The organism is Pseudomonas sp. PDM14 (genome assembly GCF_014851905.1).
In the GTDB taxonomy this organism is placed as follows: Bacteria; Pseudomonadota; Gammaproteobacteria; order Pseudomonadales; family Pseudomonadaceae; genus Aquipseudomonas.
The window spans coordinates 984,771-1,005,070 of record NZ_JACVAQ010000002.1 but is presented as its reverse complement, the minus strand read 5'-3'; the positions used below and the strand labels follow the sequence as shown (position 1 = coordinate 1,005,070).

Sequence of the window (20,300 nt, the reverse complement as noted above, 5' to 3'; positions counted from 1 at the left end):
TTCCGTAGGTGAATTGACGTCAAATTCTGCACGATATGGTTATACAAGATCCAAACGTCATGAATTGCCACTATTTCGATCAAAAAGGAATTTAAGGCAGGCCGCTGTATGACCTCGGGACCTCTCAAGCTGCGCTTGAAGAACTGGACAATCGTCCTCGCCACGTTTTTCGTGATGCAACTGCTGCCTGCACTGGCGTTGGTATTTGGCTGGGCGCCCCTGCACGTGTTGTATCTCAGCATCCTCATCCTGCTGTGCACACTGCCGCTGGCCCTGGCCTGTCTGCAGAACATCAATGCCACCCTCGATAGCCTGGCCGACGATACCCGACGCATCCGTGAACTGGATTTCTCCGGCCCCGCGCCAGGCGGCTCGGTGTTCTACGAAGTCGATTGCCTGAGCCGCAATCACGGCAGCATGAAAGCCGCGTTGCAGCGCCAGACCCAGGCGTTGCAAGAGTCGCAGTCGAAGCTCTCCAGCCTGGTGGAAAACGGCCTGCTGCTGTCGTCCGAACGTGACCGCGAGGCGCTGTTCCGGCACATCCTCATGGAGGGCAAGCGGATCTGCAACGCCGAAGCCGCGACCATGTACCTGAAGACCGGTCACGGCACCTTGCGTTTCGCCCTGCGTTCCATGGATGACACGCTGCCGGCCGATGAGATCGCGCTACACGATCCCCTCAGCGGTGCGCCCAACGAAGCCCACGTTTCCACCTATGCCGCACTGCACAACCGCACCGTGGTGATCGACGACGTGTACGCCGAAGCGCGTTTCGACCTGAGCGGCACGCGCCACTTCGACGCCCAATCCGGCTATCGCACCGTATCGATGATCACCGTGCCGCTGGCGGCACGCCACGATGACGTCATCGGCGTGCTGCAGTTCATGAACGCCCTGGACCCGCACAGCGGTGAGGTCGTGGCTTTCTCCGAGCAGTCACTGTCTTTCATCGAGGCCCTGGCATCCCAGGCTGCGGTGGCCCTGGAAAACCAGAACCTGATGGATGCGCAGAATGCGCTGATCGACGCAATGATCGAGATCCTCGCCGGTGCCATCGACGCCAAGAGCCCCTACACCGGCGCCCATTGTGAGCGGGTGCCGGCACTCGCGCTGATGCTGGCCGAGGAGGCCTGTGAAGTCAGTGAGGGGCCGCTGGCGGAATTCCGCTTCAACACGCCGGACGAGTGGCGGGAGTTCCGTATCGGCGCCTGGCTGCACGACTGCGGCAAGATCACCACCCCGGAGCACGTGGTCGACAAGGCCACCAAGCTGGAGACCATCTACAACCGTATCCACGAAGTGCGTATGCGCTTCGAGGTGCTCCTGCGCGATGCGCAGATTGCCCGCCTGCAGGCCGTCCGAGACGGTGTCCCGGAGGCCGTTGCCGATGCCGAGTACCAGCGCCGGTTCCAGCAATTGCAGGACGAGTTTGCCTTCGTTGCCGACTGCAATATCGGCAGTGAGCTGATGGCGCCAGAGCGCATCGATATGCTGCAACGCATTGGCGAGCACACCTGGCAGCGGCATTTCGACGATCGACTGGGCCTGTCCCAGGACGAGACCATGCGCATCCAGAATCTGCCGCCGGTGCCGCTGCCGGCGACTGAACGGCTACTGGCGGACAAGCCGCAGCACATCTTTCCGCGCCCGCCGAGCAAGGCGCTCGATCCGAAGTACGGCTTCCAGATCAGCGTGCCGGAACACCTCTACAACTTTGGTGAGCTCTACAACCTCAGTGTCAGCCGCGGCACGCTGACGGCGGAGGAACGCTTCAAGATCAACGAGCACATCATCCAGACCATCGTCATGCTCGAATACCTGCCGCTGCCGGCCAACCTCAAGCGTGTGCCGGAATACGCCGGCACCCACCACGAGACCCTGCTCGGCACCGGCTACCCGCGCAAGCTGGACCGGGACAGCCTGTCGATTCCCGCCCGGATCATGGCCATTGCCGACATCTTCGAGGCACTTACCGCTTCCGATCGGCCTTACAAGAAGGCCAAGACCCTGTCCGAGTCGGTGGGCATCCTCGCCAACCTGCGAGACAAGGGGCATATCGACGCCGACCTGTTTGCCCTGTTCCTGCGCAGTGGCCTGCCTCTGCGCTATGCGCAGCGCCATCTGCGGCCCGAGCAGATCGACGAACTCGATATCGAAAAATACCTGTGTGGCGTGCCAGTCTGAGTGCGGTAGGTGCAGCTTGTTGCGACACGTCATGCGCTGTGATGGCAATTTGAGCTCATGCCTGGGCGCTAACGGCCGATATGGATGAACCGTCCCTGAACGGTATGTATCTGGCCACTGGACAGGAGTTCCCGGTGAGTGTGATCGATAGGCTGATGCGGTCGCTGGACCCGTTGCACGGCTTGCCCGTGGCGACGCACCAGGAATTTGCCCGCTGGTACCGGCAGGCCAAACTGCCGCAGATCCGCTCCGTCGCCTTCCTGACCACGGTGCTGTATTTCATCTACGCCGCCATCGAGCAGCGGGTGGCGCCGGATCACCACGACCTGCGCCTGCTGGTGCATGGCGTGCTGGTGCCGCTGGCGCTGCTCGCCGTGGGCCTGATGAGCTTCTACGAGGGTGCGCAGCGCTGGATGCTGGTGCTGCTGGGCGTGGCGCCGGTGAGCGCGGTGATCGCCAACCTGGGGTTCAACGCCGGCAATCCCGATTTCGCCCACTTCGTTCCCGAGCTGTACCTCAACCTGATGTGGACCTTCACCGTCTCCGGCCTGACCCTGCGCCAGGCCCTGGTGACAGCGTCGATCTCCGTGCTGGTCCTGCTCGCCGTCACGCTGGCCGGCGTGATGCAGGCGGTGGTGGAGCAGTTGCACTTCCTGTGGATTCTCGCGGCGTTCTCCTTCGGCCTGCTGTGCGGCTTGGTCATGGAGAAGGCGCACAAGGTCATGTTCCTGCACCAGAGCCAGCTGGCCCTGAGCGCCAGTCTCGATGGCCTCACCGGGCTGTGGAACCGCGTGCGCATCGACCAGTTCTTCGCCGAGGAAATCGCCCGCGCGCAGCGCTACGACACGCCGTTCTCGGTGATCCTGCTGGACATCGATCACTTCAAACTGGTCAACGACCAGCACGGCCACGCCGTGGGCGACAGCGTGCTGCGTCAGTTCGCCCGGCTGCTGCGCGACAACGTGCGCAGCATCGACAAGGTCGGTCGCCTGGGCGGCGAGGAATTCCTCATCATCCTCCCGGAAATCGACGCAACGCAGGCGCGCGCGGCGGCGATCACCCTGCAAGAGCGCATCCGTCAGTTCGACTTCGACACCGTGCTGCGCAAGACCGCCAGTTTCGGCATCACCCAGTTCTGCGGCGATGAAAGCCCGCAGGGCATGCTCGATCGCGCCGACCGTGCGTTGTACAAGGCCAAGGAAAACGGCCGCGACCGCATCGAAGTGCACTAAGCGCCCGTTGCAGGTCATGTGCTGGCCGGCGGCTGATCCAGATCAAGGGCCGATCCAGCGCGCGGCGTAGGCTGTGTCCATCGCAGCCTGCACGAGGCGCAGCATGGCCAAGAAATTCCCCCTGCATCCGGCCCATCCCGAGCGCATCTGCTGGGGATGCGACCTGTATTGCCCGGTCGGCTCGCTGGCCTGTGGCAACGGCGCCGAGCGCACCATGCACCCAGTGGAAACCTTCGGTGACGACTGGCACCTGTTCGGCGATACGGGCCTTGGCGTCGAACCCGGTGCCAGGCATGTCGAGCTGATCGCGACGACCCGTGAAGGCGACTGAATGGGCGCGGCGTCGTGACTGATGCACGTCAAGGTTTGCCGTCACCGGGCTCGACCCACCGGGCCTGATCAGGCATGGTGGCGACCTTCCGTTATCCGCCGGGATCGCCATGACCAGCCTGTTCGAAATCCAGCCCACGAATCCCGAAACCTACCGCCAGCAGACGCGCCGCATCACGCTGTGCCTCGCCGCCGGTTTCATCCTCTTCACCCTGCTGCTGTCCACCGTCACGGTGAAGCTGTTCGGCACGCCGGGCGGCGACAATTTTCGCTGGAACCTGATCGGCGTGCTCGCCGGCCTGGCGACGACCGTCGCGGTGGTGCGCCTGTACCTGTGGCCGCGGCCGTTCATGGCGCCGGCGGTGTACGGCTGGCGCCTCAAGCGCAGCCTGATGCGCGTGACCAACGTCATGCACCACGTGAAAACCGGTGTGGCGGCTGGCGACCCGGCGGCGATGAAGCTGCTGCGCTTCTACCACCTGGGCGTGACGCAGATGCACCTGCTGGACGGCAACACCAGCGAGCTGAGCCAGATGGTTCGCGAGATCGATGAGCACCGCGAGGCGATGCTGGCGCTGGGGCTCGACCCCGAGCAGAACCGGCTCGAGGGCGAGTGGCTGGACGCCGTGAAGCAGACGGGCGCCTGAGTCGGCGCCCACCTTCCAACGCTCTGTCGAGTCAGCCGAGCATGCACATTTCCCTCATCGCCCATGGTTGCCCTCTGCCCGCCACGTCGCCTGCGCAGTGGGTGCCATGGTGGAGCTTCACCAAGACGGTGCTGGCCAGCACGGCGCTGACACTGGTGCGTGATGGCCTGCTCGACCTCGACGAACCACTCGCCGAAGGGCCGTTCAGCCTGCGCCAGTTGCTGCGCCATGAGGCCGGCCTGGCCGACTACAGCGAGCTGGCCGACTACCATGCTGCCGTCGCCCGGCACGACCCGCCCTGGTCGGCCGAGAGCATGCTGCAGCGCCTCGATGCCACGCGGCTGCGCTACGAGCCGGGCAATGGCTGGCGTTATTCGAATGTCGGTTACCTGTACGTGGTACGGCTCATCGAACGCAGCACCGGCCTGGCGCTGGAGCAGGCGCTGCAGCAGCGAGCGTTCGCCCCGCTCGGCCTGGCGCAGGTGCGCCTGGCGCGCACGTCGGCTGATCTGCAGACCGTGAACATGGGCAGCGCTGCCCGCTATCACCCCGGCTGGGTCTACCACGGCCTGCTGGTTGGGCCGCTCGGCGAGGCTGCGGTGTTCCTCGACTGCCTGCTGCGTGGCGACCTGCTGCCGGACGACCTGTTGCAGCAGATGCAGAGCGTCCGTGTGCTGGGCGGGCCGATTCCCGGGCGACCGTGGACCGCTCCGGGTTATGCCCTCGGCCTGATGCAAGGCCCCGCGGAGGATGGCCTGCTGCTCAGCGGCCACACCGGCTGCGGGCCGGGCAGCGTGGTGGCGGTGTACCACTGCACGCAGGGCGAGCGCACGGCCACCTGCGCGGTGTTCGCCACGGATGAACAAGAAGGGGTGGTTGAAGCCGAGGTGGTGCGCCAGCTGAGCGCTGCGGTTGCTCTCGGCGGGTCGTCAGGGCACGCCTAGAGCAGCAGGGCCAACCAGGTCGAAACGAACAGCAGCAGCGCCAGCACCTGATTGAAGCACTGCATGCGCTTGGGTGACTGCAGCAACCGCGCGCTGCCGACACCGAGCAGGGCCCAGGCGCTCATGCTCGGCAATGCCATCAGCAGGAAGATCAGCGACAGCTGTGCTACCCGAGCAGCCTTGTCCGGGCTGTCGGCGGCAAACACGCTGACCACCGCGACCGCCATCATCCACACCTTGGGGTTGACCAGCTGCAGCAGCGCCGCGCCCAGCGGCCCAAGTTCACGCTGGCCGCCGGCCTCGGTGTTCAGCGGCGTGGCCGCGCTGCGCCACAGCTGCCAGGCCAGCCAGCTCAGCCACAGTGCGCCGAGCCAGCTCATCGCCAGTTGCACGCGTGGGTAGCGCAGCAGCGCCTCGCCCAGGCCCAGCCCGACCAGCATCACGATCAGCGCCGCCGCAATACAGGCGCCGAGCACCAGCGGCCAGGTGGCGCGCAGGCCGAAGCGCGCGGCGTGGCTCAGCGCCAGGATATTGGTCGGCCCCGGCGTGATGGTGGCGACGAAGGCGAACAGCAGGAAGGGTAAGAGCGATTGCATGGTGTGGCGTCTCCGGTTGGGGATGCGCCATGTTCCCTTGCGCCGGCGGGTCAGTCTGGAAGCTTTGAGCAGCGGCGACGGTAGTCGGCGGGAGTGAGCCGGTAAGCGCGGCGGAACCAGCGGCCCAGGTGGCTCTGGTCGGCAAAGCCCAGCGCGCTGGCGACATCCGCCGGGTTGTCGCCACGGGCCAGGCGCTGGCGTGCTTTGGCCAGGCGCAGCTGGATCAGGTACGCGTGCGGCGCCAGACCGAAGGCGCTCTTGAAGGCGCGACTGAGACGGAAACGATCCACCCCGCAGGCCGCCGCCAGGTCGTCGAGGCCGATGTCCTGGTCGAAATGCGCGTGCAGGTAATCACGCGCGCGTTGCGCCACCAGCGGCAGGCGTGGGTCCGGATTCGTCCGTTTGCGCCACTGCAGACGGCTGGTCATGGTGCCGAGCAGGTCGTCGATTGCGGTCTGCCGCACGATGCGCAGGTCGCCTTCGTGCAGGGTCTGGAAGGCACGGAAGATGGCGCCGGCCAGGCGGCTGTCGCTGTTGAGGATGCTAGCGAAGCTCGGCGTGCTGTCCGCCGGCGCATGCTCGAACAGCGCGTGCAGCTCGCGCTCCAGCCACTGCGGGTCGATGTACAGCATCGAGTAGGTAAAGCCTTCCTCGGTCGGCGCATGGCCGTCGTGGATCTCCCCCGGTTCAAGGAGGATCACTTTGCCCGGCGTGCTCAGGTGCTTCTCGCGCCGGCAATTGAACTGCTGCACGCCCTGTTCGGTGACGCCGACCAGGTAGCTGTCGTGCCAGTGCGGGTCGTAGGCGTGGCCCTCGAAGTGGGCACGGATCGACTCGATGCCGGTGTCGGCATCCTGGGTGAAGTCGATCCAGTTGCGTGTGCTCACGGGGCGCTCCGGGCGGGGGAAGGGACTGTGACCTTAGCGCGATCCGGGGCCTGGGGTTTAGAACATTTGTGCAGAAGGGCCGCGCTGCGGAAGGGCTGCAGGTACTGGCGCTAGTGGTCGGCGCGCGGGGCGGTCGCTGAACTCTGCTGGTTATGCAGGGTCTGTCAGCAGTCGGCCCGGTCGGGGCGTTTTGCCTACCGCGTGAGGTGGCCGGCGGCCATCACGCCCGTGTTGCGGGCTTCATTCCTCTGTATTAGTGAAGATCGCCCCATGCCTGTTTTTCGCCCGTTTTCTGTTTCTCGCTTCACCCTGCGTTACCCCGTACTAGCGGCCTGCATGCTGGGCTCGCTGTGGACGACCGACGCCAGTGCCGAGGAGGTGCGCTGGATCAGCGACAGCCTGACCACCTACGTGCGCAGCGGCCCCACCGATGGCTACCGCATCGTCGGCTCGCTCGCCTCCGGGCAGAAGGTCGAGCTGTTGCGCAGCCAAGGCGACTACAGCCAGGTGCGCAGCGAGAACGGTGACAGCGTGTGGATTGCCACCCGTGACTTGCAAAGCGTGCCCGGCCAGGCCGAGCGTCTGCCGCAGCTGGAGCAGAAGGCCGCCGACCTGGGCGCCGAGCTGAAGGGCATCGACGACACCTGGAAGACCCGCGTGCAGGGCATGCAGGAGACGCTGGATTCGCGCAAGGCGCTGATCGACGAGCTGCAGGCTGCCCGCAGCGACCTGGACAGCCAGCTCACCCAGGCCCAGGCCGACCTGCGCGAGGCCCAGGCGCAGTTGGGCGACGAGAACAAGCAGGTGCTGATGCGCTATATGGTCTACGGCAGCAGCATCGGTGGCGCCGGCCTGCTGCTCGGGCTGGTCCTGCCAACCATGCTGCGCGTGCGGCGCAAGCGCAACGACGGCTGGGTGTAGCACCTGCCGGGCGCAGTGCGCAGCAGAGGTCATCTGCGGGCTTGCTGGTGCGCCTGGCGCACCTTACGGCGGCGCGCGCAACGTTGATCCGAAGGCGCTTATCGCCTCAGTCGTGGGCGCCGGCGCGCTTGAGCAGTTGCTTGCAGCGTTCGGACAGGTGCACCACGCGCAGGTGCTTGCCCGCGCGTTCGTAGCGCTCACGCAGGGTCTTCAGCGCGGCGATGGCCGAGTAGTCGACGAAGCTCAGGTGGCGGCAGTCCAGGGTCACCTGCTGCGGATCGTTGGCCACGTCGAACAGATTGAGGAAGGGCGTGGTGCTGGCGAAGAACAGCGTGCCGTGGGCGCGGTACAGCTTGCTGCCGTCGGCCTGTTCGTCGGTGTCGGCGTACAGCTCGCGGGCGTGGTGCCAGGCGAAGTTCAGCGCGGCGACGATGATGCCGCAGAGCACGGCGGTGGCCAGGTCGGTGAGCACGGTGATCACCGTCACCGCGCCGATCACCAGCACATCGTTGGCCGGCACCTTGCCGAGCACGCGCAGCGAGCCCCAGGCGAAGGTCTGCTGCGACACCACGAACATCACCCCGACCAACGCGGCCAGCGGGATCAGTTCGATCAGCGGCGAGAGGAACAGCACGAAGAGCAGGATCATCACCCCGCTGACCACGCCGGACAGCCGGCCTCGGCCACCGGAGCTGAGGTTGATCACGGTCTGGCCGATCATCGCGCAACCGCCCATGCCGCCGAACGCGCCGGACACCACGTTGGCTGCGCCGAGGGCCACGCACTCGCGGTTGGTGTGACCACGGCTCTGGGTGATCTCATCGGTGAGGTTGAGCGTGAGCAGGGTTTCCAGCAGGCCGACCAGGGCCATGAGCGCCGCATACGGCGCGATGATGCGCAGGGTTTCCAGGTTCCACGGGATGTCCGGCAGGGCGAACTGCGGCAGGCCGCCGGCGATCTGCGCCATGTCGCCGAGGGTACGGGTCGGCAGGTCGAGGAAGTGCACCAGCAGGCCGACGCCGAGGATCGCCACCAGCGCCGGTGGCACCGCACGGGTCAGCTTGGGCAGCAGGTAGACCACCGCCATGGTCAGGGCCACCAGGCCGAGCATCCAGTACAGCGGCGTGCCCTTGAGCCAGCCTTCGCCCTCATGGAAGTGCTCCAGCTGCGACAGGGCGATGACGATGGCCAGGCCGTTGACGAAGCCGAGCATCACCGGGTGCGGCACCATGCGCACCAGCTTGCCCATGCGCAGCACGCCGAACAGGATCATCAGCAGCCCGCCGAGCAGCACTGTGGCCAACAGGTACTGCACGCCGTGCTGCACCACCAGCGCGACGATCACCACCGCCATCGAGCCGGCCGCGCCGGAGATCATTCCGGGTCGGCCGCCGAACAGGGCGGTGATGGTGCAGATGATGAACGCGCCATACAGCCCCATCAGCGGATTGAGCTGCGCCACCAGGGCGAAGGCGATGCATTCGGGCACCAGGGCGAAGGAGGAGGTGAGTCCGGCCAGGATGTCGGCACGCAGACGGGCGATTTTCATGGAGTACCTGAGGCGAAAGCGGCTGTGCCCCGGCGCGGCGGGCGAGGCGCGGACGGGCAGGGCGGAAAGGCTGCGGATAGTAAGGAATCGCGCGCGCCAGGGCCAGTTCCCCTGTCGCCGCTGCGGCTGTCAGCGTCCCGGTGCCTTGGCGCTGCGCTGGCCGATGCCCGGCGGACGGCGCTTGATCGGCTGGGATTTGACGATGGCGGTGCTGGTCTGCGCCTTGTCGGCGATGCGGTCGAGGATATGGTCGAGCTGGTCGATGCTGCGCACGTGCAGGCGCACGATGTAGCAATCGTCACCGGTGACCTTGTCGCACTCGCAGAACTCCGGGGTGTCCTCGATCAGCTTCTGCACCACGTGCAGCATGCCCGGCAGCGGCTTGATCCGCACGATGGCCTGCAGCTGATAGCCCAGTGCGCGCGGATCGATCTCGATGGTGAAGCCGCGGATTACCCCACGCTCCTCCAGCCGACGCAGGCGCTCGGACGCGCTCGGCGAGGACAGACCAACCTGGCGCGCCAGTTCCTTGAGCGACACGCGCGAGTCGGCCAGCAGCACTTCGAGGATTTTCTGGTCGGTATCGTCGAGCATTTTTCGATTCTCCGAAAATTCGCCGATCTGGCTAAGGAAATTAGGTTTATTTATCGCTGTGCCTTTTTTAGGTCATGTAAAAGCCGCGCGCCACAGAATAATTTATCCACCTGATTCACGCAGGAGGGTATTCAATGAACAGCACGGCGCGCGGCACGGTCGAGATGACCGCTGCCATGGTGATTTCCGGAACCATCGGCTGGTTCGTGGTGATGTCCGGACAACCGGTGATGGACGTGGTGTTTTGGCGCTGCCTGATCGGCGCGCCGGTGTTGCTCGCCGTCTGCGCCGCCCTCGGCTTGCTGCGCGGTACGCTGACGCCGCGCCTGCTCGGCCTGGCCGCGCTGGGCGGCGTAGCCATCGTCTGCAACTGGCTGCTGTTGTTCGCCGCTTACCCGCGCGCGTCGATCTCCATCGCCACGGCGGTGTACAACACGCAGCCGTTCATTCTGGTTGGCCTGGGCGCGCTGTTCTTCGCCGAGCGCCTGACCGCGAGCAAGCTGACCTGGTTGGTGCTGGCCTTCATCGGCGTGCTGCTGATCGTGCAGGCCAAACCCGGCCACGGCACGGGCGGCAGCGACCCGCTCAGCGGCATGCTGCTGGCCTTCGGCGCGGCATTCTTCTATGCCCTGGCGGCCATCGTGGCCAAGCAGCTCAAGGGCACGCCGCCGCACCTGATCGCACTTATCCAGGTCTGTGTCGGCACACTGATGCTGGCGCCGTTCGCCAACTTCAGCAGCCTGCCCTGCGACGCCGGCACCTGGGCCATGCTGATCGCCCTGGGCGTGGTGCACACCGGGTTGATGTACATCCTGCTCTACGGCGCGATCCAGAAGCTGCCGACCGCGCTGACCGGCACGCTGTCGTTCATCTACCCGGTGGTGGCGATCCTGGTCGACTACCTGGCCTTCGACCACCACCTGCAGGCACTGCAACTGCTCGGTATTGCCGCGATCCTGCTGGCAGCAGCCGGCATGACCCTGGGCTGGTCACTGTGGCGTGCGCCGCGGCTTGTGCGACAAGCGTGAGCGGGATGGCTTTGAAGGCGTTGCCGGGGATGGCGAGACGTCTGACGCATGCCCGGAACCACCCTGTTTGTCGGTGCTTCAGGCGTCGCTCCGGCCGATGAACTAGGGCATGATGGCCGTCTGCCATTTCTGCTCTCCAGGGACTCGGATGAAACCGTTCGTGAAGCACCTGCCCGCCGCGTTGTTCTTCTCTGCAACCTGCCTGGTGCTGCCTGCCCATGCCGATACCGATCTGCGGCGCCTGGCCGACCAGCTCGACCGGTTGGACAAGATGGATTTCGACGAGGCCATCGACAAGGCGGAAACCTGCATCATCAACCGCGACTACAGCTGCGTGGAGCAGCGGCTTCAGCTGGCGGCGCGGCGAGCCAATACCCCGACTGACAAGGCGATCGTGAAACGGGTGCAGGCTGACCTGCTGGCCGAGCAGGAGCAGGCCCGTGAAGAGTCGGCATTGCTGGCCCAGCGCGAGCGCGAAATCGAACAGGAACAGGAGCGCCTGCAAGCTGCGCAGAGGCAGGCCGAGCAACTGGCGTACCAGGACAGCGATAGCGGTGCCAGCACGGCGCAGAACATCGCCTTGTTCGGTGCCTTGCTGAATCAGTCTCTGGCCAACCAGCTGGCCGAGCAGCAGGCGGCCAATGACCGTATTGCCCAGGCTCAGCAGCAACAGGCAGAGCTGGCTGCTGTCGTGGCCGACAGGCAGCAGCAATACGCCGAGCAACGGATGGCGCTGGAGCAGCGTCAGGCGCAGCTGCAGGCGGATGTCAGCGCGCAAGCCGAGCGCCGCCGTCAGCAGCGGCTCGACGAACAGCGTGCGCGTCAGCAGGCTGAAACGTTCCAGCAGGGCGAGGCATCGCTTAGCGAGGCACGGCAGCAGCCCGCGCTCACCCTTCGCTCCACGACCACCCCCGTCAAGGCGGTGGAGCCGACGAGGCAAGAGAGCAAAGCGGACATCACCGAACGCAACCCTTACGAACAGTATCCCGACAGCGTCATGAGCTGGGGGCATGTCATCGCACCCTGGATGGGGTCTGGTAGTGGCACGGGGGAAACGCGGACACAGGCGTGCGCTATCGCGAAAGACCGGCAGACGACCAAGCTGGCCGAGGAAGAGGGGCGGGGGTATGTAACCGTCACGGCCAGGACCGACTGTATCTGTGGCACGTCCAATAACCAGTACAGCTGGGGTTGCTTGACCTACTACCAGGCAGCGGACACCGGAAAGAGGCGCCCGACCTCCAGCCGCTGAAACCCACTCACTTTGGGAACATCACGACACCATGCGCACATCCGTCGGCATCACCTCACTGCTTGGCTTTGCCAGCCTGAGCCTTCTGCTATCCGCTGACCTGCAGGCCGCCAATACGGCCTTGCTGCGCATCAGTTGCGACGATAAGGGCAACGGCGCGGAGGTGTACATCAATGGCCAGTTCAAGGGCGAGTGCTCGTTGGATGCCGAGGTTGCCGCAGGCACGGTCGAGCTTCGTGTCGTCAAGGTCGTGAACAGTGCTCGTGAGCGCGTGTTCGAGAAGACGCTGCGCCTTGGTGCTGGCACGGCCAAACGCATCGATGTCGAGTTCGGCAGCTCGCAGCTGAATGCCAATGCCCTCAAGCAGCAGGAACAGCAACGCCAGCTGGAGACGGAGCGTCAGCGCCAGGAAGCGGCACTGGCCGCGCAGCGCGAGGCCGAGCGGCAGAAGCAGGAACAGCAGGCCGCAGCGCAGCGCGAGGCCGCGGCGCGGGAGCAGGCCGAGGTGGAGCGTCAGCGTGTGGCCCAGGCCAGGCTGGCCGAGGAACAGGCCACCGGCCAATTGCGCACGCAGGCCGAGGCGGGTGATGCCAAGGCGATGTATCAACTCGGCTACCGCTATGAATCCGCGATAGGTGTCAGTCACGATCGGGGCAAGGCGCTGGACTGGTACCGCAAGGCTGCCGCAGCGGGAAATATGGACGGTAGCGGGGCCATCGCCGATTTCTTCTACCACGGCTGGGGCGCCGCCGCTGACCTCGAGCAGGCGCGGAGCTGGGCACAGAAGGCCGCGAAAGCTGGCAACGTCAGGGCCCAGGTCGTGCTGGCCAGGCTCTCGCTGAAAGGCCAGAAGGGTTTTGGCAGGGCGCACGAGAAGGCCATCGAGTCGCTGGAGCCGGCCGTTGCCAGCGGCAATCGTTATGCCCGTTCACTGGTGGGCGAAATTCTGTATTTCCAGCGTGGTGGTGTCGATCTGCGGGAAGGGCGCGGCACCCAGCTGCTACGCGAAGCGGCGCAGGCCGGAAGCGACGGCGCGCTGGGTGATCCGGATGCCATTTCGCTGCTCGGTCACTTCAGTCAGTACGGTCCGGCCAAGGACCTGGCGAGCGCCCTGGACTTCTACCAGCGGGGGGCTGATGGCGGTTCGGGAATCGGCGAGTACTTCCTGGCTGCCAATGACAAGAGCGGGCAAGCCGAGGCCCTCTACCGCCAGTCGGCCGATCATGGCTTCGGCCCGGCAATGACAGCGTTGAGCCTGGGCTATGAATTCGGCATGCACGGGCTGCCGGTCGACAAGCAACAGGCCGCATTGTGGAAGAAGAAGGCGGCGGCCTTCAACTGATGAGCCGTAGCCGATTTCGCTGCGGGGCGGCGCTCCGATCAACCGTGCCCTGTTGCAAGCCACGCCGGAGCCGGTATGGTTCGCCCACGACAAATCGGTAACGGAGAACCCTGATGAGCCTGCTCGGCGATTACGATTCGCAGAACATCTTTGCCAAGATCATTCGTGGCGAGGCCCCTTGCTACACGCTGTACGAGGACGACGATGTGCTCGCCTTCCTCGATGTGTTCCCGCAGTCCTTCGGCCACACGCTGGTGATCCCCAAGCGCAGCGCGGCGCGCAACATCCTCGAGGTGGACCCGGACGCGCTGGCCAAGATGGTGCTGGCGGTGCAGAAGCTGACTCGCGTGCTGGTCGACGAGTTGCAGCCGGCCGGGGTGCAGGTGGCGCAGTTCAACGGCGCGCCGGCGGGCCAGACGGTGTACCACATCCACATGCACATCGTGCCGCGCTTCGACGGCGACCAGCTGGGCATGCATGCCAGCAGCAAGGCCGACCCGGCGGAGCTGGAAAAGCTCCAGGCGCGGCTGGTGAAACGTATCAACGGCTAAGCCGTGCTGCCCCTTTCGCGACGGTCGTCGATTACGGGGCGGAGCCGAGGCTAGAGCCCTCGCGGCATGGCGCTGTGGTCGCGGGCGCAAACACTGCTGGCCGCTGCGCAGAACCTTGGCCGATTTCGTTGTCCACATGGGGCGGCGCGCCGTCGGCGTCGCTCCCGTTTGCCACGGATCGCGCTGCCATGAAACTGCTCCTGCCTCTGCTTTTTGCCTCGCTGCTCGCCCAGCCGGTTCTCGCCGGCGAACCCTCGGCGCTCGCCGGCCTGCAATGCCGCACCATCGACCAGATCCAGCGACCCGACTCGCCCCAGGTGCATGCCGTGGCGCTGTGGGTCGAGGGCTATCTATATGACTACCGGGAAGAGCTGGCGGGCGAGGACGACCTGTTGCAGGAGTTCGATGAAGGCCAGCGGCGCCTGTGGATCAGCGCCTATTGCGGTGAGCATCCCGAGGCCAGTGTGGCGGACGTGGCACGGGCACTGGTGCGCTTCCTCGACAGCGGCCTGATCGGCCGGCCGAAGAACATCAGTGGCTGAGAGTTGGAACTTGCCGCGGTCGCTTGCGCTCCCATCTGCGTGTTTCTTTCGACGACTTGTTGATCGTGGCCGCAGCGCCAATACTCAGGCGTCCGTCATCTGCCCAAGGAGGGCTTCATGCGACTGATTTGTGCACTATTGCCGATGCTGGTTCTGACTGGCTGCTCGTCCTTCCCGGCAGACCCGGAGCACCTGAAGCCGGTGCCGGCGGATCGCCTGCTCGGTTATCAGGAACCGTTGGAGAAGGGCGGCACGGTGGCGATCGAACGCGACTTCGGCGGCATGGGCGCTGGTTGCTACATCGCCTTCAAGGTCGACTACAAGGTGGCGGCGCGTATCGGCATGGGCGAGGCGGCGCGCTTCCAGGTGCCGGTGGGCACGCGTGTGGTGGGCATCGGTATCGATGAGCAGGATGACACGCTGTGCGGCATGGGCCGGCTGCGACGCGAACTGGCGGTGCCGGTGCAGGCTGGCGGGGAATACTTCTTCCGCATCGAGAGCAGCAACAGTTCCGGCTTCGACATCCTGCCGGAGAAAACCCTGTCGCGCTGATGAGGGCAGGCAACCAGGGGGCTCGCATGGCGAGCCCTTTTTCGTTTCAGCCTCAGCCTTGCTGGCTGGTCTTACCGCCCCACTCGAGGAAGCGCACCTTGTGTACGTCGCCGTCGGCGTCCTGGTAGACCACGACGGTTGGCACGACGCCGGTCTTGTCCGAGTTGTCGGTGCGGTGCAGGACTTTCTGGATGTCCAGTTGCATGCCGTAGTGGTAGTCGACGGCGGCTACGCCTGCGCCCGGCTTGCCGATGTCGTCGGCGAAGGCCATCGGTGCGAGGCTGGAAATTACGGCAGAAACGATCGATGCGATTTTCATGGTCAGGTCCTCGGCGAAATCCATTGGGGCGTGATTGCGCGAGCGCTGGCAGCGGAGGGGCCACTCCATTTCGGAGGGCGGGTCGCTGCGGCAGGCTTGCGCGGTGTCGCTCTTCACGGGGCCAATAAGAACATCGCCAGGCAGCCGGAAAAAATCGATGCGCCTGCTAGTAAGCATCACCAGGGTCGATAGGCACGCGGCCAGTGCACGGGGCAGTCGAGGACTTGGGACGGCATCCGCTCGCGCGGGGCGGATGCCGTGTGGTCACATCGTGTGTGCAGGGACGCAGACCAGCTTGGCGTCGATGCTGTTGCCGGTGGAGCGTGCGTCCACACGCAGGGTTGCGCCCTTGCCCGGTTGCAGCGTGGCGCGCTCGCCGAGTGGGTCGGGGCTGTCGCTGGGGCCAGGCTGGACGTGGCACTCGACCACCTGGTCGCTGTGGTTGGTTACCTTGAGCACGTGGGTGCCGTCGCCGCTGGCGGTGGTGCTGCCAGTGTTGTTCGCCGAGGCGACCGCACTCAGCGAGGTCTCGATATTGAGGCCGTTCAACTCCTTGTGCATGTCTTCGTCGGCCGTGGCCAGCAGGGGCAGGCAGGCGGTCAGGCCGCCGATCAACAGGAACTTGTTCATGGGTCTCTCCAGGCAGATGAGGCAGGCGCCTCTACAGAGCTGTAGAGAAGGCCGGCGCGCGGCAAGTTCAGGCGATTTCCCCGCGCATTCCGCCGGTATGGCGCCAGCCGGCGCGCTAGACGCATCGCCCTGCAGGAGCCGGTAATCAAGGGCCGCGCCTCGGCGGCAGTCGTCCTTCACTCCGCGAGCCTAAACCAACCCCGGCGTGGCCCTGTCACCTGAAAGACAGTCACGGATGCCGGAGGAGGCGCCATGCGTATCGAATTGCCCCGTATCGGTCTGGGCGGTGCACCGCTCGGCAACATGTTCCACCCGGTCAGCGAGCAACAGGCCGATGCCACGTTGGCGGCTGCCTGGAGCGCCGGCTTCCGCTACTACGACACCTCGCCGCACTACGGCGCGGGCCTGGCCGAAGAGCGCTTCGGCCACCTGCTGCGCGACAAGCCGCGTGACGAGTACCTGCTCAGCAGCAAGGTCGGCCGCCTGCTGGAGTCGGCCGAACGGGCGGAGAACGCCAAGCCCTTCGTCGACGAGTTGCCCAACCGGCGCATCCTCGATTACTCCGCCAGCGGCGCGCGCAGGTCGGTGGAAGACAGCCTGCAGCGCATGGGCGTGGAGCGACTCGATGTGGTGTTCATCCATGACGTGTCGGAGGACCAGCACGGGCCGCAGTGGCGCGAGTACTTCACCGAGGCGATGCAGGGCGCGGCCAGTGAGCTGACGCGTATGCGCGAGGAGGGGCTGATCAAGGGCTGGGGACTTGGGGTGAATCTGGTCGAGCCCTGTCGCCTGGCGCTGCAGCAGTCGGACCCGGACGTGGTCCTGCTTGCCGGGCGTTACACCGTGCTCGACCATCGCGAGGCGCTCGACACCTTGTTTCCGCAGTGCCTGGAGCGTGGCGTGGGCATCGTCGTCGGCGGGCCGTTCAACTCCGGTGTATTGGCCGGTGGCGGGCATTACGAATACGGCAGCATCCCGGACGACGTGCGGGCCAGGACCGAGCGGTTGAAAGCCCTGTGCCAGCACTTCCAGATCGACACCCGCGCCGCGGCGTTGCAGTTCTGCCTGGCCAATCCGGTAGTGGTGTCGGTGATTCCCGGCACCGCCACGGCCGAGCGTCCGGCGCAGTACATGGAGCAGCTCGGTGCGGCGATCCCGCTGGAGTTCTGGCTGGCGTTGCGCGAGGAGGGCATCCTGCCGGTGGATGCGCCAATTCCGAAATGAGCGGTGCGCCGGAACGGGTGGCTCGGCAACGCGCAAGGGCGGCGCGTCAGCGGTAGCGCGAGAGGATCTCGTCGAACTCGCCGTCTTCCTTCATCCGCACCATGGCGCGCAGCAGCTGCATGGTCGGCACGTCCGGCTCGTTGCGCACGATGCAGGACATCAGGTCGTTGCCCAGCTCGCTGCTTTCGTAAAGCCGCTGCCCGGGCGGCTGGTGGCGGTTGTACCACTCCAGCGACTTGTCGTTGCTCACCGCATAGTCGTAGCGGTGCGCCAGCAGCTTGTCGAGCACCAGGTGCTGGGTGCGCGCATCGTCGCGGCGCAAATCGCCACGGGCGAACAGCGGCTCGAGCCGCGGGTAGGTGAAGCCCAGCACGGTGCCGATGGCATGGCCGGGCAATTGCTCGGGGTGCAGGTCCTGCGGTGGCTGGCTGCGGCTGACCAGCACGTCGCGCTGGTTCATGAACGGCACGCTCCAGATGTACTGGTAATGCGACTCCTGCAGGAAGGCCGGGTTGACGTAGCAGCGCACGTCGATCTCGCCGCGCACCATGATCTGCTGCACGCGCATGCGCGGCATCACTTGCAGTTCGGCGCGTCGGCCGACCTTCTGCGCCAGGCGGTGCTGCAGGTCGTAGAGGATGCCGCCGGTGGCCTGACCGTTCTCGATGCGGATCATGGGCATGGCCCAGCTCTCGGTCACGGAGAAGCGCAGGGGCCGTTCCTCGGCCGTGACGTGGGCGCTCAGTGCCAGGACGATCAGCGGCAGCAGCCGCATCAGCGCGTCATCGGCAGGGCCGCGCCCATCAGGGCGAACAGGCTGCCGCAGCAGCGGTTGAAGCCCTTGCCGCTGCGTTCCAGCCAGGGCCGTACGCGATGTGCCAGGCGTGCCAGCAGGTATTCGACCAGGCCTTCGACCACGGCGAAGGTGCCGGCCATGATCAGGAACTGCAGGAGCAGGTCGCCGCTGGGGTCGAGGAACTGCGGCAGGAAGGCGCCAAAGAACAGGATCACCTTGGGATTGGAAATTGCCGAGAGCAGGCCCTGGCGAAACAGCGCGGGACCGGAGCGCAGCGGGCTGTCGGTCGGCGCGCTGAGGTGCAGCGGTGGCGAGCGCCAGAGCTGGATGCCAAGCCAGATCAGGTAGGCGCCGCCGCACAGCTTGAGCACCACCAGCGCATGGGCCGACGCCTTGAGCAGGGCGCCGATGCCGAACATCGACAAGGCCATCAGCAGCACGAAACCGAGCATCCCGCCGCTGACCGTCCACAGCGTGCGGCGGTGCCCGTAGATTGCGCCATGCGTCAAGGCGAGCAGGCCGTTGGGCCCGGGCGTCAGCGACAGGCCGAGAACCGCGGTGAGATAGATGAGCCAGGTGTGCAGGGCCATGGACGCGTTACCGACGTGGAGGAGGCCCGACTGTAATCCGACTCGCCGGCCTATTACAGCCCTGCGGTGGCCGCCCCCGCGCTGCGACACGTTGGCGCGCCTGAAAGGACGCTCCGAGAGCGCCAGACTTCGCGGCCTTGTCGGCGAACTTGGCGGCCAGATCGCCACTTTCTTCCACGTGTTGTGTGCCTTTGTCAGCGCGAGCGACATCTTCTTCTAACAACGGGACACCGGGGCTCGCGCTTGTCTGACGGGCGGACGCGAGCCACTGGCCTGTGGCAAACTCTGCGGCTCGACGCGCGGCGTGCCACTGTCAGGTCCCTGCCGTTTGCTTGCCAACGAATTTCCGCCTGCCGCCGCTCGGCGCGGGCCAACGCCTAGCTGGTCGCCTGCCGACCCAGAACAAGAGGAACGCCCCGTGCACAAAGCCGTAATCAGTGGCACTGGCCTGTATACCCCGGCAAACAGCATCTCCAACGAGGAGCTGGTGCAGTCGTTCAATACTTACGTTCAGCAATTCAACGCCGACAACGCCGCCGCCATCGAGCGCGGTGAAGTCGAGGCGCTGAGCGAGTCCAGCGTGGCCTTCATCGAGAAGGCATCCGGCATCAAGAGCCGCTACGTGATGGACAAGGCCGGCATTCTCGACCCGCAGCGCATGACCCCGCGCCTGCCGCAGCGCAGCAATGAAGAGTGGGGCATCCTCTGCCAGATGGCCGTCGAGGCCGCCAAGCAGGCACTGCAGCGTGCCGGCCGTACCGTCGCCGACATCGACGGCGTGATCGTCGCCTGTTCCAACCTCGAGCGTGCCTACCCGGCCGTGGCCATCGAAGTGCAGGCGGCCCTGGGCATCCAGGGCTGGGGCTATGACATGAACGTGGCCTGCTCCTCGGCTACCTTCGGCATCCAGGCGGCGACCACCGCGATCCAGACCGGCCAGGCCCGCGCGATCCTGATGGTCAACCCGGAGATCTGCACTGGCCACCTGAACTTCCGTGACCGCGACAGCCACTTCATCTTCGGCGATGGCGCCACTGCGGTGATCATCGAGCGCGCCGACCAGGCCACCTCGGCTTACCAGTGGGACATCGTCGGCACCAAGCTGCTGACCCAGTTCTCCAACAACATCCGCAACAACTTCGGCTTCCTCAACCGCGCCGCGGAAGAGGGCATCGGGGCGCCGGACAAGCTGTTCGTGCAGGAAGGCCGCAAGGTGTTCCGTGACGTTTGCCCGATGGTCGCCGAGCTGATCGCCGCGCACCTGCAGGAGAACCAGCTCGATGTGGCCGACGTGAAGCGCTTCTGGCTGCACCAGGCCAACCTCAACATGAACCTGCTGATCGCGCGCAAGCTGCTCGGCCGCGATGCCGAGCCGAACGAGGCGCCGGTGATCCTCGACACCTACGCCAACACCAGTTCGGCCGGTTCGGTGATCGCCTTCCACAAGTACCAGGACGACCTGGCGAGCGGCACCCTGGGCGTGCTCAGCTCGTTCGGCGCCGGCTACTCGATCGGCAGCGTGATCCTGCGCAAGCACTGATTCGCACGACGAGCACGACGGACGCGGAGGCATGCAGATGCCTCCGCGTT

The 20,300-nt window shown here is 65.7% G+C and carries 22 protein-coding genes; 14 read left to right on the top strand and 8 right to left on the bottom strand.

Features of this window, described 5'->3' with window-relative positions:
* Positions 1–108 precede the first annotated feature (108 nt).
* From IB229_RS17250 to IB229_RS17230, 5 genes are all read left to right on the top strand, one after another.
* Positions 109–2,184 carry an HD domain-containing phosphohydrolase gene (locus tag IB229_RS17250; protein ID WP_192331137.1) on the top strand — a complete coding sequence of 692 codons (2,076 nt, stop codon included), beginning with the start codon at positions 109–111 and terminating at the stop codon, positions 2,182–2,184.
* 134 nt (positions 2,185–2,318) lie between these two features.
* A complete protein-coding gene (locus tag IB229_RS17245; protein ID WP_318652118.1) occupies positions 2,319–3,416 on the top strand; it encodes a GGDEF domain-containing protein in 1,098 nt (365 codons plus the stop codon).
* A 103-nt stretch (positions 3,417–3,519) separates the two neighbouring features.
* Positions 3,520–3,747, top strand: a complete 228-nt coding sequence (locus IB229_RS17240) for a DUF3079 domain-containing protein (protein ID WP_192331136.1) — start codon at positions 3,520–3,522, stop codon at positions 3,745–3,747.
* A gap of 109 nt (positions 3,748–3,856) precedes the next feature.
* Positions 3,857–4,393 (top strand): DUF3087 domain-containing protein, encoded by a 537-nt coding sequence (locus IB229_RS17235; protein ID WP_192331135.1) that lies wholly within the window; start codon positions 3,857–3,859, stop codon positions 4,391–4,393.
* A gap of 41 nt (positions 4,394–4,434) precedes the next feature.
* Positions 4,435–5,337: a serine hydrolase domain-containing protein gene (locus IB229_RS17230; protein WP_192331134.1), complete on the top strand. Its 903-nt coding sequence runs from the start codon at positions 4,435–4,437 to the stop codon at positions 5,335–5,337.
* Here the strand turns inward: IB229_RS17230 and IB229_RS17225 are convergent.
* Complete coding sequence (locus IB229_RS17225; RefSeq protein WP_192331133.1) at positions 5,334–5,933, bottom strand: LysE family translocator; 600 nt, start codon at positions 5,931–5,933, stop codon at positions 5,334–5,336. The genes IB229_RS17230 and IB229_RS17225 overlap by 4 nt on opposite strands.
* A gap of 50 nt (positions 5,934–5,983) precedes the next feature.
* On the bottom strand, positions 5,984–6,820 hold the full coding sequence (locus IB229_RS17220; RefSeq protein WP_192331132.1) for an AraC family transcriptional regulator: 837 nt from the start codon (positions 6,818–6,820) through the stop codon (positions 5,984–5,986).
* A gap of 270 nt (positions 6,821–7,090) precedes the next feature.
* Between IB229_RS17220 and IB229_RS17215 the strand changes: the two genes are divergently transcribed.
* Positions 7,091–7,741, top strand: a complete 651-nt coding sequence (locus IB229_RS17215) for a TIGR04211 family SH3 domain-containing protein (RefSeq protein ID WP_192331131.1) — start codon at positions 7,091–7,093, stop codon at positions 7,739–7,741.
* A gap of 106 nt (positions 7,742–7,847) precedes the next feature.
* On the opposite strand, the gene IB229_RS17210 is transcribed toward IB229_RS17215, so the two are convergent.
* Together IB229_RS17210 and IB229_RS17205 are read right to left on the bottom strand one after the other, a co-directional pair.
* Entirely contained in the window at positions 7,848–9,290 is a 1,443-nt protein-coding gene (locus IB229_RS17210) for a SulP family inorganic anion transporter (RefSeq protein ID WP_192331130.1), read from the bottom strand.
* A gap of 129 nt (positions 9,291–9,419) precedes the next feature.
* A complete protein-coding gene (locus tag IB229_RS17205; RefSeq protein WP_192331129.1) occupies positions 9,420–9,884 on the bottom strand; it encodes an Lrp/AsnC family transcriptional regulator in 465 nt (154 codons plus the stop codon).
* 134 nt (positions 9,885–10,018) lie between these two features.
* On the opposite strand from IB229_RS17205, the gene IB229_RS17200 reads away from it, so the two are divergent.
* The 6 genes from IB229_RS17200 to IB229_RS17175 all read left to right on the top strand — a co-directional run bounded on the left by IB229_RS17200 (position 10,019) and on the right by IB229_RS17175 (position 15,151).
* The gene (locus IB229_RS17200) at positions 10,019–10,912 is read left to right on the top strand and encodes a DMT family transporter (RefSeq protein ID WP_192331128.1); all 894 of its coding nucleotides are present in this window, start codon (positions 10,019–10,021) and stop codon (positions 10,910–10,912) included.
* 148 nt (positions 10,913–11,060) lie between these two features.
* Positions 11,061–12,164: a hypothetical protein gene (locus IB229_RS17195; RefSeq protein ID WP_192331127.1), complete on the top strand. Its 1,104-nt coding sequence runs from the start codon at positions 11,061–11,063 to the stop codon at positions 12,162–12,164.
* A gap of 31 nt (positions 12,165–12,195) precedes the next feature.
* Entirely contained in the window at positions 12,196–13,506 is a 1,311-nt protein-coding gene (locus tag IB229_RS17190) for a tetratricopeptide repeat protein (protein ID WP_192331126.1), read from the top strand.
* Positions 13,507–13,619: 113 nt separating this feature from the next.
* The gene (locus tag IB229_RS17185; RefSeq protein ID WP_192331125.1) at positions 13,620–14,057 is read left to right on the top strand and encodes an HIT family protein; all 438 of its coding nucleotides are present in this window, start codon (positions 13,620–13,622) and stop codon (positions 14,055–14,057) included.
* A gap of 188 nt (positions 14,058–14,245) precedes the next feature.
* Positions 14,246–14,599 (top strand): hypothetical protein, encoded by a 354-nt coding sequence (locus tag IB229_RS17180; RefSeq protein ID WP_192331124.1) that lies wholly within the window; start codon positions 14,246–14,248, stop codon positions 14,597–14,599.
* A gap of 117 nt (positions 14,600–14,716) precedes the next feature.
* Positions 14,717–15,151, top strand: a complete 435-nt coding sequence (locus IB229_RS17175) for a 3-isopropylmalate dehydratase (protein ID WP_192331123.1) — start codon at positions 14,717–14,719, stop codon at positions 15,149–15,151.
* 52 nt (positions 15,152–15,203) lie between these two features.
* Here IB229_RS17175 and IB229_RS17170 read toward each other — a convergent pair whose 3' ends face one another.
* Positions 15,204–15,470 (bottom strand): DUF2790 domain-containing protein, encoded by a 267-nt coding sequence (locus tag IB229_RS17170; protein ID WP_192331122.1) that lies wholly within the window; start codon positions 15,468–15,470, stop codon positions 15,204–15,206.
* A 264-nt stretch (positions 15,471–15,734) separates the two neighbouring features.
* On the bottom strand, positions 15,735–16,100 hold the full coding sequence (locus IB229_RS17165) for a hypothetical protein (RefSeq protein ID WP_192331121.1): 366 nt from the start codon (positions 16,098–16,100) through the stop codon (positions 15,735–15,737).
* A 252-nt stretch (positions 16,101–16,352) separates the two neighbouring features.
* Here IB229_RS17165 and IB229_RS17160 point away from each other — a divergent pair, with 252 nt between their 5' ends.
* On the top strand, positions 16,353–17,324 hold the full coding sequence (locus IB229_RS17160; RefSeq protein WP_192331120.1) for an aldo/keto reductase: 972 nt from the start codon (positions 16,353–16,355) through the stop codon (positions 17,322–17,324).
* Between the two features lie 46 nt (positions 17,325–17,370).
* Here IB229_RS17160 and IB229_RS17155 read toward each other — a convergent pair whose 3' ends face one another.
* Both IB229_RS17155 and IB229_RS17150 read right to left on the bottom strand, forming a co-directional pair.
* Positions 17,371–18,099, bottom strand: a complete 729-nt coding sequence (locus IB229_RS17155) for a substrate-binding periplasmic protein (RefSeq protein WP_192331119.1) — start codon at positions 18,097–18,099, stop codon at positions 17,371–17,373.
* Positions 18,099–18,710 (bottom strand): LysE family translocator, encoded by a 612-nt coding sequence (locus tag IB229_RS17150; protein ID WP_192331118.1) that lies wholly within the window; start codon positions 18,708–18,710, stop codon positions 18,099–18,101. Before IB229_RS17150 ends, IB229_RS17155 begins: the two co-directional genes overlap by 1 nt.
* A 418-nt stretch (positions 18,711–19,128) precedes the next feature.
* Between IB229_RS17150 and IB229_RS17145 the strand changes: the two genes are divergently transcribed.
* The gene (locus IB229_RS17145; protein ID WP_192331117.1) at positions 19,129–20,250 is read left to right on the top strand and encodes a beta-ketoacyl-ACP synthase III; all 1,122 of its coding nucleotides are present in this window, start codon (positions 19,129–19,131) and stop codon (positions 20,248–20,250) included.
* The last annotated feature ends 50 nt before the right edge of the window (positions 20,251–20,300 follow it).

Coding starts and splice junctions, on each gene's coding strand:
- IB229_RS17160 (WP_192331120.1), top strand. CDS start 16,353: ATGCGTATCGAATTGCCCCGTATCGGTCTGGGCGGTGCACCGCTCGGC.
- IB229_RS17210 (WP_192331130.1), bottom strand. CDS start 9,290: ATGAAAATCGCCCGTCTGCGTGCCGACATCCTGGCCGGACTCACCTCC.
- IB229_RS17185 (WP_192331125.1), top strand. CDS start 13,620: ATGAGCCTGCTCGGCGATTACGATTCGCAGAACATCTTTGCCAAGATC.
- IB229_RS17155 (WP_192331119.1), bottom strand. CDS start 18,099: ATGCGGCTGCTGCCGCTGATCGTCCTGGCACTGAGCGCCCACGTCACG.
- IB229_RS17230 (WP_192331134.1), top strand. CDS start 4,435: ATGCACATTTCCCTCATCGCCCATGGTTGCCCTCTGCCCGCCACGTCG.
- IB229_RS17150 (WP_192331118.1), bottom strand. CDS start 18,710: ATGGCCCTGCACACCTGGCTCATCTATCTCACCGCGGTTCTCGGCCTG.
- IB229_RS17240 (WP_192331136.1), top strand. CDS start 3,520: ATGGCCAAGAAATTCCCCCTGCATCCGGCCCATCCCGAGCGCATCTGC.
- IB229_RS17195 (WP_192331127.1), top strand. CDS start 11,061: ATGAAACCGTTCGTGAAGCACCTGCCCGCCGCGTTGTTCTTCTCTGCA.
- IB229_RS17200 (WP_192331128.1), top strand. CDS start 10,019: ATGAACAGCACGGCGCGCGGCACGGTCGAGATGACCGCTGCCATGGTG.
- IB229_RS17235 (WP_192331135.1), top strand. CDS start 3,857: ATGACCAGCCTGTTCGAAATCCAGCCCACGAATCCCGAAACCTACCGC.
- IB229_RS17250 (WP_192331137.1), top strand. CDS start 109: ATGACCTCGGGACCTCTCAAGCTGCGCTTGAAGAACTGGACAATCGTC.
- IB229_RS17215 (WP_192331131.1), top strand. CDS start 7,091: ATGCCTGTTTTTCGCCCGTTTTCTGTTTCTCGCTTCACCCTGCGTTAC.
- IB229_RS17180 (WP_192331124.1), top strand. CDS start 14,246: ATGAAACTGCTCCTGCCTCTGCTTTTTGCCTCGCTGCTCGCCCAGCCG.
- IB229_RS17175 (WP_192331123.1), top strand. CDS start 14,717: ATGCGACTGATTTGTGCACTATTGCCGATGCTGGTTCTGACTGGCTGC.
- IB229_RS17205 (WP_192331129.1), bottom strand. CDS start 9,884: ATGCTCGACGATACCGACCAGAAAATCCTCGAAGTGCTGCTGGCCGAC.
- IB229_RS17190 (WP_192331126.1), top strand. CDS start 12,196: ATGCGCACATCCGTCGGCATCACCTCACTGCTTGGCTTTGCCAGCCTG.
- IB229_RS17170 (WP_192331122.1), bottom strand. CDS start 15,470: ATGAAAATCGCATCGATCGTTTCTGCCGTAATTTCCAGCCTCGCACCG.
- IB229_RS17165 (WP_192331121.1), bottom strand. CDS start 16,100: ATGAACAAGTTCCTGTTGATCGGCGGCCTGACCGCCTGCCTGCCCCTG.
- IB229_RS17225 (WP_192331133.1), bottom strand. CDS start 5,933: ATGCAATCGCTCTTACCCTTCCTGCTGTTCGCCTTCGTCGCCACCATC.